We start from the raw sequence: 12,236 nt of genomic DNA, 5'->3' as shown, positions 1-12,236 counted from the left end.
GCGCAGTACGTTGTACGGAGGGGAGCGCACGGCCGCAGGGGTCCGAGCCCGGCCCGGTGCGCCCCGTTTTCACGGCCTGACGTACGAGCCCGGCGAGAGCCTGGGCGTGGGACTTGCCCAGGGTCTGTCGGCTGAGAGAAAGCACGCACTCTCCAGGTGAACGAGCGCAACGTGCCGCAGCCGCCCGCCGGCCCGAGCCGATGTCGGCGCTGCCGCGGGGTCGCGTAGGCGCACTCCTGCCGGAGCAGCTTCCACCTGTGGTCGGTGTGCGTCGTCATGCCGGCCTGTGTGGACCGCGGCCTCGACGTCGATGGCTGCCGCCGCCACGGCGAGACGCGGCAGCGACCGCTGCCCGTCGCTCAGCACGCGGGCTGGTCCGGGCTGAGCGTCGTGGTCCGGTTCGGCGCCCCGTCAGCCGTCCGCGCGGTCGTCCGCGTCGAGGACGCGCCGCAGCAGCAGGGTGAGCATCCTGCGCTCGTCCGGGTCCAGGCAGGACAGGAAGGCGTCTTGGGACGCCCTTACGGCCTCGCCGAGACGGCGCTGCTCCGCGGTGCCTTCGTCCGTGAGTTCCACCAACTGGCGCCGCCGGTCCGCCCGGTCCCGTGTGCGCCGCACCAGACCCCGCTCCTCGACGGTGTCGAGGTACCCGCCCAGGTGGCTGCGCTGGAATCCGAGCCGTTCCGCCATGACGTGCTGGGGCAGCGGGCCGAAGTCGGCGAGCGCGGTGAGCGTGGCGAAGTGCGGCAGCCGGAGCCCCGACCGGCCCACCGCGTCGACCAGGGCCTCGTGTCCGAGACGGGCCACATGGCCGGCGAGGTACGAGGGCAGGGCCAGCAGGCTGGGCGGACGGAGCGCCTGCGGGGGCAAATCCTCCTTCTCGCCGGCGCTCTCCGAGGGAGTGTCGCCGGGTCCGCGCTGCTCGGTGTCGCTCATACCGGAATCGTACGTGAACGCAGTGCCTGGACGTAATGGAAACGTCGTGGAATGATTCCGTCATGATATTAATCTGGTGCTTCCGCCCCGCTCCGCGTACGGCGGCACCCACGTCCCGGAGGGCCGCTCGATGACCGACACGCCCACCACGCCTCCCACCCCCGCCGAGGGGCAGGCCCTCGCCCCGGCCGCGCGCTCCATCGCCGGGCCGTTCGCCGCCCTGCTGCTCGCGGTGCTGTCGTTCTCGCTGATGCAGACGATGGTCGTGCCCGCTCTGCCCCATCTCCGGGAGGAGTTCGGCGCTTCGACGACCGGCGTCTCCTGGGTGATCAGCTCCTTCCTCCTGTCCGCCTCCGTCGCCACCGCGCTGCTGGGCCGGGTCGGTGACATGTTCGGCAGGAAGCGGGTGCTGATCGCGTGCCTCGGCGTCTTCGCCCTCGGCACCCTGCTCGCGGCTCTGTCCGACTCCCTCGGTCCGCTGATCGCGGCCCGCACCGTCCAGGGCGTCGGCTCGGCCGCCTTCCCGCTGGCCTTCGGCATCGTGCGCGACCAGTTCCCGCGTGAGCGGGTCCCGGTGGCCATCGGCCTGATCTCCTCCACCTTCGGCATCGGCTTCGGGGTGGGCCTGGTGATCCCGGGTCCGATCGTGGACGCGCTGGACTGGCACTGGATCTTCTGGCTCGGACTGATCGTGATCGTGCTGGGCATCGTCGCCGTGGCCGCTTTCATCCAGGAGTCCTCGGTCCGTTCTCCCGGCCGCATCGACTGGCCCGGCGTCCTCCTGCTCAGCGCGGGCATCGTGGCGCTGCTGCTCGCCATCAGCCAGGGCAAGTCGTGGGGCTGGGACTCGGTGGAGGTCATCGGCCTGTTCGTCGCCGCGCTCGTCCTGCTGGCGGTGTTCCGGTACGTGGAGACCAGGGTGCGCGAGCCGCTCATCGACATCGGACTGCTGCGCCGCCCCGCCGTACTGACCAGCCACATCGCCGCCCTCATCATCGGTTTCGGCATGTACGGGGCCTTCACCCTCGTCCCGCTGCTCGCGCAGACCCCCTCCCGGGCCGGGTACGGATTCGACGCCTCGGTCACCGAGTCGGGGCTGTTCATGGTGCCGATGGCGGTGACCATGCTGTTCGCGAGTCCGCTCGCCGGCCGGCTCGGCGCGGCCTTCGGATGGAAACTCCCGCTGGTGCTGGCCTGCCTGACCGGCGTGGTCGGGTTCGTCGACTACGCGGCGGCGCACGACAGTGAGTGGGCCATGTACGCGGGTTCCGCCGTCCTCGGCATCGGTGTCGGGTTCGCCTTCGCGGCCCTCGCCAACCTCGTGGTCAGCGCCGTCGACCGCAGCCAGACCGGCCAGGCGACCGGCATCAACACCATCATGCGGACCATCGGGGGCTCGCTGGGCGCGCAGATCGCGGCGTCGCTGGTCGCGGCGGAGACGATCCCGGGCACGCCGATCCCTGTCGAGTCCGGCTACACCACGGCGTTCGTGATGTCCGCGATCGCCCTCGGCGTAGCCGCCCTGGCCGCCCTGGCGGGGCCAGGATCCCTGCGGCGCAAGGCAGCGGTCCCCGCACCCGCCCCGAGCAGCGGCCCCAGCGCCGCCTGACGACCCCAGGAGTCCACAGCCATGCCCGACTACGGACACGATCTCCTCTTCGGCACCGTCCTGGTGCCTTCGACAGGGGACGGCGACTTGGCTGTCGCCCTCGCCCGCACGGCCGACCGGGCCGGACTGGACCTGGTGAGCGTCCCGGACCACCCCTATCAGCCGGGCATGCTCGACGCCTGGGCGGTGCTCGCGGTCATCGCCGCGTCCACCTCCCGGGTGCGGGTCTTCCCCAACGTGGCGAACCTGCCGCTGCGTCCACCCGCCGTGCTGGCCCGCACGGTGGCGAGCCTGGACCTGCTGACCGGCGGACGCGTCGAGCTGGGCCTCGGCGCGGGGGCCTACTGGGACTCGATCGCCGCGGACGGCGGACCGCGCAGGACCCCCGGCGAGGCGGTCCGGGCGATCGGGGAGGCCATCGAGGTCATCCGGACGCTCTGGATCCCGGGGCGGCGGGTCCGCCTCGACGGCAAGCACTACGGGCTCCACGGGGCCGCCTCCGGACCCGCCCCGGCCCACCCCGTCTCCCTGTGGGTCGGGGCGGTCGGTCCCCGGATGCTGGACCTGGCCGGATCGGCGGGCGACGGCTGGCTGCCCAGCGTGCCGCACGTGCCCCCGGCACGCCTCGGGAACGGCCACCGGATCGTCGACGAGGCCGCCGAACGGGCGGGTCGCGCGCCGGCGGACGTACGGCGGCTGTACAACCTCTCGCCGGGGCCGGGCGGCTTCCCCGAGGGGCCTCCCGCCGCGTGGCCGGAGCAACTGGCCGCACTGACCCTGGAGCACGGCACCAGCGCGTTGCTGCTGCCGGCCCACCACCCGGATCTGCTGCGGGTGTTCGGCGAGGAAGTGGCTCCGGCCACCCGCGAGCTGGTGGAACGGGCGCGGGAGGGCGGCGGTGGTCCGGGGCAGGAGCCGGTGCGCGCCGTCGCCCCCGTGCCCCCGGCCGGCCGCCCGGCGGGGCCCTCCGGCGCCGGGGACCGCCTCGCGGTGCGGGCCACGCCGCCGCCCGCCGAGCGCTTCTCCACCGAGCGGTTGTGGGACGAGTCGACCCGGCCCGCCGCACCGCCCGTCCGCTCGGAGCGGCGGCGCGACCCGGCGCCCGCGCGCAACCTCGTGGCCGCGCACGACACCCTCCGGGCCGACCTGGGCCGCCTCCGCGAGATGGCCCGGGAGGTGCTGGCGGAGACCCTGGAGCCCGGCGCGGCCCGCTCGGAGATCCAGAAGCTGAGCCTGCGTCAGAGCAACTGGACGCTGGGCGCCCACTGCGCGTCGTACTGCCGGGTGACCGCCCTGCACCACACGCGCGAGGACCAGGACCTCTTCCCGCACCTGCGTCGCTCCGAACCGGGCCTCGCCCCGGTCCTCGACCGGCTCACCGAGGAACACCACGCCATACAGGGGGTGGTCGACCGGATCGACCGGGAGCTGGTCGCCTTCGTCGAGGGCGAAGGCGGCCGGGACGGGCTGGCCGCGGCGGTCGACCTGCTCACCGACGTGCTGCTGTCCCACCTCGCGTACGAGGAGGCGGAGCTGATCGAGCCGATGGCACGGTTCGGCACCGGCTGGTGATCCGCCCGGGTCCGCCCGGGCGCGACGGCCGCCCGGGGTGCACCGGTGTGCGCGCTGATCTCCTCGACGTGACGCGCGTACCAGGCCGCCTCCGCCGACGGATCCGGCGCCGGGTCGTCCACCTCGTCGTCGAAGAGCACGGCGTACGCCCGCCGTCGGCGGACCCTGCCTGCCGGCGCCGTCCGCAGCCGCCGGAAGACCGGCTCCGAATAGCCACGGGCACACGGGGGCGGTGTACTCCACCACCTCCACCCAGGGCTTGTCCCGTTCCCCGGCGGTCACGCGGCACCGATCGCGGACGGCTGCTCGCGCGGGTCGGAGGGCAGCCGTGAGGCGAGACTCAGTCCGCCGAGCGTCGCGGCGGCGTCCGACTCGACCCGTCCTCACGCCGCGGGCAGGCCCACGGCGGGGCCGGGATAGTCGGGTCGGACGGCTTCACAGGAGGGCGGACGGCCGGGATCACTCGCGAGCTCGACATCCGGGCGGACGGCCTCGACCCGTACGCCCTGGGAGCGGACCAGGACGTCCGACGGACGCGACCCGTCCGACGCGCGGGGACCGCGCCGTGCCTGGGCGGTGTCGGCGGGGCTGGTTCCCTGCCCGTGCCGAGGGGCCCCACCGGTGGTGATGCTGTTGGCGCATCCGGTGGTGGAGAGCCCCTCGACGCACGCCCGTTCGCCGTTCCCCGCAGTGGTTGTCCGGCGGCGAAGGTGTAGTTGCCCGGGCCGACGCGGTAGGACGCCTCGGACAGCCGCCGCAACCGCGTGCCGAGATTGCCGGTGAGGCGGTGGATCTCGGCCGGCTCCCGCAAGCCGGCCGGCCGGCGGTAGGGGGAGCGGCACACATCCAGCGCCTCCCCGACCCCGAGCTTGTCGGGCACCGGCGTCCGCCCCCCTGCGGGACGTTTCAGATCCCGAGCACGTCCTTGATGGTGCGCAGCACACCCTCGTCGGTGTGGGCCGGGGCCGTGTGGCGCGCGCGGCGGAGGATGTCCGGGTGGGCGTTGGCCATGGCGAACGACCAGTCGGCGGTGTCGAGCATCTGAAGGTCGTTGAGGTAGTCCCCGAACACCATGGTCTGCTCCGGTCCGATGCCCAGGTGCTGCTGGAGGCGGCGCACGGCCGCGCCCTTGTCGGCGGTGCGGTTCATGACGTCGGTCCAGAGCTCGCCCGAGACGACCACCTGGTGGGTGTCGGAGAACGCCTCCAGTGCGCGGGCGGAGCCGTGTTCGGCCCCGTCGAAGTCGAGGACGGCGATCTTGATGATCTCGTCGTCCACGGCGGTCGCGTCGTCCACGACACGGTGCGCCCGGTAGTACCTGGCGACCTCGGCCAGGAACGCCTCGTCGCCGCGTTCGGTGTACGCCGCGCGCTTCCCGCAGACCACCACGCCGACGTTCCGGCCCTCCGCCGCCAACTGCCGGACGCAGGAGACCAGCCGGGCCGAGACCGCGGGGTCGACCGGGTCGGACGACAGCTCGACACCGTCGCGGACGACGAGGGCGCCGTTCTCCGCGATGTAGACCATGCCCTCGTCCGCGCCCTCGAACAGGTGGGCCAGCGTGGCGTACTGGCGGCCACTGGCCGGGCTGAAGACGATGCCGCGACGGCCCAGTTCCTCCAGCAGTGGCCACAGGCCCGCCGGTACGTTGCCGTCCACGTCCAGCAGAGTGCCGTCCATGTCCGTGACGATGAGCCGGATGTCGGGGACGGCGGGCGGACGCGTGTCGTGGCGGGTGCTCATGGTGATCCTGGAGTTCGACGGGTGGGGCGTCCGCACCGTAACCCGCACGCCGTCCGGCGGCCGTGGCGGGGGCGCGGTACGCCCCGGGCGGGTGTCCGGCGGGCCGGGCCGGGCGTACCGCCCTCGATCCCGGTCCGCCGGACACCGCCATCCGGTGCGAAACGCCGGACCTGGCCTACGCGGTCTGCCCGGCCCCCGAGCCGCTCACCGATGCGGCCTTGATGCCCTTGGTGATGGTGTCCAGCACGGAGAGCTTCGGTGCCTGGGCGTTGATGTCGAACCCGGACCGGACGACCACCATCAGGTCCTTGCTGTTGGGGGAGGGGAAGGCGAGCGATTCGACGTACCCGTCGTCGCCCTTCTTCGTGACCACCTTCCAGCGCACCAGATAGCCCTTCTGGCCCGCCACGGTGACGGCCTCGGACTTGAGCTGCTGGTGGGAGGTGATGCCCTCGTAGATGTCCGTTCCGTAGGACTCCTCGGCGTTGACCGAGATGTCCTTCTTCGCGGCCGCCTCGGCGGTCTTCTCCGTGTTCTTCAGGGCGGCCGCGGGGGCCGAGAACACGCCTCCACGCACGCAACTCTGGCTGGTGTCGCCGGGGCAGGCGTACTCGCCGGTCGTCAGGTTCGCGCCGACCGTGCCGGACTCGCCGGTCCAGCCGTCCGGCACCGGCAGGCTGATGCCGCTGGCGACGTCGGTCGCGTAGCCGTCCTCGGTCGGGATCTGCGGCGACTCGGGCGCCTGGTCCTGGCCGCCGCTGCCGTCGCTCCCGCCGCTGCTCTGGCCGCTTCCGCCGTCGCTTCCGCCGCTCTGGCCGCCGCCGAAGCCACCGCCCGAGCCGCCGCTCTCGCCGCTGCCGCCGGATTCGCCCGGCGCGCCCTGGCGGCCGTTGCTGCCGGACGGCGGGCCGTCCGACCGCGCGACCGACGAGGCGGACTGCTTTCCGTCGCCGTGCCCCAGCGCGTACGCGCCACCGCCGACGGCGGCGAGAACCACCACGCCGACGGTGATGCCGACGCCGATGCGGATACGGCGGCTACGGACGGCGGCGGGTGCCTTGCGGAGCTGGTCGGTCCACTGGGTGCCGTCCCACCAGCGCTCCTGCGCGGGGCCTATTCCTGAATACCCGGGGTCTGGATGCCAGCCGGGCGGGCTCGTCTGGTTCACACGCGTACCGTATGCCGACTGAGTGAGAATCACATGAAATGGCTGGTGTTCTTTCTCTGGGCGCCATTCGGCGGCGCCATTCGGCGCGTCCCGGCCGGCCGCCGCCCGCTCAGCCCAGCAGGGCGGCCGTGGTGACCGTGACCGGCGCCGCGAGCACCGTCGAGAGCAGGATCGACTCCCGGGCCAGCCGTACGCCCGTCCCGTAGTGCGAGGCGTAGGTGAAGAGGTTCTGGGCGGCCGGAAGGCCGCTGGTCACCACCACCGCGAACAGGGGCGCGCCCTCCAGTCCGAACACCCCGGCGGCGAGTGCCCAGGCGGTGAGCGGCTGGGCGAAGCTCTTCAGCGCCACCGAGAGCAGCACCGGCCCCCGGTCCTTGCCGCGACCGGGCATCTCGCTGCCGCGCAGCGAGATGCCGAAGGCGAGCAGCACACCCGGCACCGCGATGCCGGCGATCAGTGTCACCGGTTCCAGTACGGGCCCGGGGACGCGCCATCCCAGGACGCTCACCAGGACCCCGGCGAGCGAGGCCAGGACGATCGGGTTGCGGAACGGCGTGGTCAGCAGCCGGAGCGGCGAGTCCCGCTCGCCGGGACGCGAGGTCTCGATGACGGTGAGGGCCACGGGGGAGACGACCAGCTGCTGGAAGAGCAGGATCGGCGCGATGAGGGTGGCGTCACCCAGTACGTACACGGCGATGGGGATGCCGAGGTTTCCGGCGTTGACGTAACAGGAGCAGAGGGCGCCTATCGTCGTACGGCCCACGCTCCAGCCGCGTACGGCTCCGACGGCGACGAAGGCGCCCGCCACCAGCAGGGTGGAGAGCGCGGTCACCAGCAGGGGCAGCGACACCATGACCGACAGGTCGGCCCTGGCCATCGTGGTGAACAGCAGAGCGGGCGAGGCCACGTGGAAGGAGAGCCGGGTGAGTACGGGCTGCCCGTGCTCACCCAGCAGGCCCGACCGTCCGATCAGATAGCCGACGGCGATGATGCACGCGATGACACCGAAACCCTCCAGAACGCCGGTCATCGGCGGCCGTCGGCGGAGTGGAGGGGAGCGGGGCGGAGAGCGGCACGGGCCGGCTTTTTTCGGTGTGGCACGCACGCAACGTTATGGAGCGTAGGCCCTGCCGCACAAGGCGTGACCGATCACCCCGCTCTTTGGTCCGACCACAGGGCGTGTGTGACATAGTCGGGCACGTGATCCGGGGGCCCGGACGGTGACGGCCGGCCCGGGGCGGACGCGGACCGCCGGTGCGACCGGCCCGGAGCAGGGAGTGTCGGATGCCCGTCGAATGGGAGCCCGTACGGCAGTCCCGTACTCACGAACTCGTCCTGCGGAGCATCGAGGAGCGGGTGTTCGCCGGGGAGCTCAAGGCGGGCGACCGCCTGCCGCCGGAGCGCGAGCTCGCCCCGGTGCTCGGCGTCAGCAGGTCCGCCCTGCGCGAGGCGCTGCGGGTGCTGGAGACCATCGGTGTCCTGGTGGCCCAGCCCGGCCGGGGACCCGACTCGGGGGCCCGGATCGTGCGCAACCCGGACGACGCGCTCGGACGGCTGCTCCGGCTGCACTTCGCGCTGGGCAGCTACAGCCTGGAGGACGTCATGGAGGCGCGGGTCGTCCTGGAGCGGTCCGGCTTCGAGGCCGCCGTCACCCACGCCCGCGACGAGGACCTCGACGAGGCCGAGTCCCTGGTCGCCGGGATGGCGGCGCCGGGCGTCGGCGTCACCGCCTTCAACGACCTGGACACCCGCTTCCACGTCCGGATCGCCCGCTGCTCGGGCAACGCCCTGACCTCCACACTCACCTCCGCCGTACGCGAATCCGTACGGCCGCTGATCCTGCGGGCGCTGGAGGAGGCCGAGGACTGGCCGGCCACCGCCGCCGCGCTCAACGCCGAACACGTCGAACTGCTCCGGCTGGTACGCGCCGGACGGGGCGCGGAAGCGGCAGACCTGGCCGAGCGCCACATCCGCAGCCTGCACGGCACGCTCGTCGACGACAAGGAAGACGGCAGAGGATAGGGCGCTCCCGGGGGCGGCGGGGCAGGCCCGCGGTCCGCCCGCTTCACGCGGAGAACCACGAGGAGTATGGTCCGACCATACAAAGGCCGTAGAAAACGATCGAGGAGGCTCCATGCGCGTCGGGCTCTTCGCCACCTGTCTGGGAGACACCCTGTTTCCCGAGGCGGTGAAATCCACCGCGGTGCTGCTCGCCCGCCTGGGCCACGAGGTGGTGTTTCCGCCGGGACAGACCTGCTGCGGACAGATGCACGTCAACACCGGCTACCAGCGCGAGCCCGTACCGCTGGTCCGCAACTTCGCCGAGCAGTTCGGCGACGCCTCGATCGAGGCGGTCGTCATGCCGTCCGGCTCCTGCGCGGGCTCGGTGCGCCACCAGCACGAAATCGTCGCCGAGCGGTACGGCGACGCCGCGCTGCGCGCCGGGGTCGCCACGGTCAAGGCCAAGACGTACGAACTGTCCGAGTTCCTCGTGGACGTCCTCGACGTGACCGCGGTCGGCGCGTACTTCCCGCACCGCGTCACGTACCACCCCACCTGCCACTCGCTGCGGATGCTCCGCGTCGGCGAGAAGCCACTGCGGCTGCTGCGCGCCGTCGACTCCATCGACCTCGTGGAGCTGCCCGAGGCCGACTCCTGCTGCGGCTTCGGCGGCACCTTCGCGGTGAAGAACGCGGAGACCTCCTCCGCGATGCTCCAGGACAAGATGCGCACCATCGGCTCCACCGGCGCCGACGTCTGCACCGCCGGCGACTCCTCCTGCCTGATGCACATCGGCGGCGGGCTGCACCGCATCAAGTCCGGCACCCGCACCCTGCACCTCGCGCAGATCCTCGCCTCGACCCGTACCGCGCCCTACGCCATGACGGAGGCCGCCGCCGTATGAGCACCTTCCTCGGCATGCCCGCCGCACCGCCCCGCTCCCCGTACGGAACGGGCAACCTGCGCGGCGAACGGAAGTTCTCCGCCGCCGCCCACGACGAGCTGCGCAACGACCAGCTCCGCCGCAACCTCGGCAAGGCCACCCGCACCATCCGCGCCAAGCGCCTCGACGTCACCGGCGAACTCCCCGACTGGGAGCGGCTGCGCGACGCCGGAGCGGCGATCAAGACCGACACCATGAACCGGCTGCCCGAACTCCTGGAGCAGCTGGAGGCGAAGGTCACCGAACACGGCGGCACCGTCCACTGGGCGCGCGACGGCGCCGAGGCCAACGAGATCGTCACCCGGCTGATCAGGGCGACCGGCAGCAGCGACGTCATCAAGATCAAGTCGATGGCCACGCAGGAGATCGGCCTCAACGAGCACCTCGAATCGGTCGGCATCACGCCGTACGAGACCGACCTCGCCGAACTCATCGTGCAGCTCGCCCACGACAAGCCCTCGCACATCCTGGTCCCCGCGATCCACCGCAACCGCGACGAGATCCGGGAGATCTTCCTCAAGGAGATCCCCGGCGTCGACCCCGGCCTGGACAACGTGCCCGCGCACCTCGCCGCCGCCGCGCGCGCCTATCTGCGCGAGAAGTTCATGACGACCAAGGTGGCCGTCTCCGGCGCCAACTTCGGCATCGCCGAGACCGGCACCCTCTCCGTCGTGGAGTCCGAGGGCAACGGCCGGATGTGCCTCACCCTGCCCGACACCCTGATCACGGTGATGGGCATCGAGAAGGTGCTGCCGCGCTACGCCGACCTCGAAGTCTTCCTCCAGCTCCTGCCGCGCTCCTCCACCGGCGAGCGGATGAACCCCTACACCTCGATGTGGACCGGGGTGACCCCCGGAGACGGTCCGCAGGTCTTCCACCTGGTGCTGCTCGACAACGGCCGGACCGCCGCGCTCGCCGACAAGGTCGGACGCGAGGCCCTGAACTGCATCCGCTGCTCCGCCTGCCTCAACGTCTGCCCGGTCTACGAACGCGCCGGCGGCCACGCCTACGGCTCGACCTACCCCGGCCCGATCGGCGCGGTCCTCACCCCGCAGCTCGCCGGGATGCACGCCGCGAAGGACGACCCGAACAGCTCGCTGCCGTACGCCTCCAGCCTCTGCGGCGCCTGCTTCGACGCCTGTCCGGTCAAGATCGACATCCCGTCGCTGCTGGTCGAACTCCGGCACCAGAACACCGAGCAGTCCGGTACGACGGCGGAGAAGCTCGCCATGAAGGCCGCCGCCACGGTGATGAAGAGCCCGAAGCTGTTCACGGCGGCTCAGAAGGCAGCCGGACTCGGCAGGGTGGTCGCCGGCAAGGACGGCACCATCGGACGGGCCCCCGCGCCCTTCGGCGGCTGGAGCGACAGCCGGGACACCCCGGCACCGCCGAAGCAGACGTTCCGCTCCTGGCTGGCCTCGGCGGAGGGCGCCGCCACGATGAAGGCCGCGGCCGAGGAGGGCGTCGCCACCGGCGGTGTCACCGACGCCGCCGCGGACCGCCCGACCCACTCCACGAAGGACGAGAAGTGACGACCGCACGCGACACCGTCCTCGGCCGGGTGCGCGACGCCCTGGCCCTCGCCCCGGCACGCCCGGTCACCGTCCCGCGCGACTACCGCACCGGACGCACCCTCCCCGACGCCGAACGGCTCGACCTCCTCACCCACCGGCTGGTCGACTACAAGGCGCAGGTCCACCCCTGCACCGCGGACCGGACCGCCGAGGTGATCGCCCAGGTGCTGCGGGAGCGCGGCGCCCGCCGGATCGGCGTACCGGCCGGGCTCGACGCGGGGTGGCTGGCGGCCTGGGACGGGGAGGTTCAGCGGGACTCCGCCGACATCCCGGCGCCCACGCTCGGCGAGCTCGACGGCGTCGTCACGGCGTCCGCCGTCAGCTGCGCGGAGACCGGCACGATCTTCCTGGACGGCTCCGAGGACCAGGGGCGCCGCGCGCTCTCCCTCGTCCCCGACCTGCACGTGTGCGTCGTCGACCTCTCCACGGTGGAGGCCGGGGTCCCGGAGGCGGTCGCGCGACTGGTGCCCGAGCGGCCGACGACCCTGATCAGCGGGCCCTCGGCCACCTCGGACATCGAACTGGAGCGGGTCGAAGGGGTGCACGGCCCCCGGACGCTGGTCGTGGTCATCCGCACCGACGTCTGACACCCGCACGGAGGCGGCCGGGGGGGGGGGGGCGGCGGGGCGGCCCCCGCCCCCCCCCCCCGCACCGCGCGCGGCGGGGCCGGCGCCACCCACACCCCCACCCACC

10 protein-coding genes are annotated in these 12,236 nt (G+C 72.8%); 6 read left to right on the top strand and 4 right to left on the bottom strand.

All coding sequences use genetic code 11. The annotated features are described in order from the left end of the window. Positions 1-411: 411 nt before the first annotated feature. Positions 412-933: a MarR family transcriptional regulator gene (locus ACFZAX_RS13910; protein WP_390961580.1), complete on the bottom strand. Its 522-nt coding sequence runs from the start codon at positions 931-933 to the stop codon at positions 412-414. A gap of 76 nt (positions 934-1,009) precedes the next feature. Between ACFZAX_RS13910 and ACFZAX_RS13905 the strand changes: the two genes are divergently transcribed. Beyond that, positions 1,010-2,542, top strand: a complete 1,533-nt coding sequence (locus tag ACFZAX_RS13905; RefSeq protein WP_390961578.1) for an MFS transporter — start codon at positions 1,010-1,012, stop codon at positions 2,540-2,542. 21 nt (positions 2,543-2,563) lie between these two features. Continuing rightward, on the top strand, positions 2,564-4,114 hold the full coding sequence (locus ACFZAX_RS13900) for an LLM class flavin-dependent oxidoreductase (RefSeq protein WP_390961577.1): 1,551 nt from the start codon (positions 2,564-2,566) through the stop codon (positions 4,112-4,114). Between the two features lie 906 nt (positions 4,115-5,020). Here ACFZAX_RS13900 and ACFZAX_RS13895 read toward each other — a convergent pair. The 3 genes from ACFZAX_RS13895 to ACFZAX_RS13885 form a co-directional block, all read right to left on the bottom strand. Then, positions 5,021-5,857: an HAD-IIB family hydrolase gene (locus tag ACFZAX_RS13895; RefSeq protein ID WP_390961575.1), complete on the bottom strand. Its 837-nt coding sequence runs from the start codon at positions 5,855-5,857 to the stop codon at positions 5,021-5,023. Positions 5,858-6,032: 175 nt separating this feature from the next. Then, positions 6,033-7,025: a DUF2510 domain-containing protein gene (locus tag ACFZAX_RS13890; RefSeq protein ID WP_390961574.1), complete on the bottom strand. Its 993-nt coding sequence runs from the start codon at positions 7,023-7,025 to the stop codon at positions 6,033-6,035. A 109-nt stretch (positions 7,026-7,134) separates the two neighbouring features. Continuing rightward, a complete protein-coding gene (locus tag ACFZAX_RS13885; protein WP_390961573.1) occupies positions 7,135-8,055 on the bottom strand; it encodes an AEC family transporter in 921 nt (306 codons plus the stop codon). Between the two features lie 254 nt (positions 8,056-8,309). On the opposite strand from ACFZAX_RS13885, the gene ACFZAX_RS13880 reads away from it, so the two are divergent. The 4 genes from ACFZAX_RS13880 to ACFZAX_RS13865 all read left to right on the top strand — a co-directional run bounded on the left by ACFZAX_RS13880 (position 8,310) and on the right by ACFZAX_RS13865 (position 12,130). Continuing rightward, complete coding sequence (locus ACFZAX_RS13880; protein ID WP_390961572.1) at positions 8,310-9,047, top strand: FCD domain-containing protein; 738 nt, start codon at positions 8,310-8,312, stop codon at positions 9,045-9,047. Positions 9,048-9,159: 112 nt separating this feature from the next. Then, positions 9,160-9,930, top strand: coding sequence for a heterodisulfide reductase-related iron-sulfur binding cluster (locus ACFZAX_RS13875; RefSeq protein WP_390961571.1), 771 nt, complete (start codon positions 9,160-9,162; stop codon positions 9,928-9,930). Beyond that, positions 9,927-11,501: an LUD domain-containing protein gene (locus tag ACFZAX_RS13870; protein ID WP_390961570.1), complete on the top strand. Its 1,575-nt coding sequence runs from the start codon at positions 9,927-9,929 to the stop codon at positions 11,499-11,501. Before ACFZAX_RS13875 ends, ACFZAX_RS13870 begins: the two co-directional genes overlap by 4 nt. Next, a complete protein-coding gene (locus ACFZAX_RS13865) occupies positions 11,498-12,130 on the top strand; it encodes an LUD domain-containing protein (protein ID WP_390961569.1) in 633 nt (210 codons plus the stop codon). Before ACFZAX_RS13870 ends, ACFZAX_RS13865 begins: the two co-directional genes overlap by 4 nt. Positions 12,131-12,236 lie beyond the last annotated feature (106 nt).

It is taken from the genome of Streptomyces sp. NPDC008125 (assembly GCF_042957125.1).
Taxonomy (GTDB): Bacteria; Actinomycetota; Actinomycetes; order Streptomycetales; family Streptomycetaceae; genus Streptomyces.
Note: the sequence above shows the minus strand (reverse complement) of the source record. Positions and strands in the feature narration are given on the sequence as shown.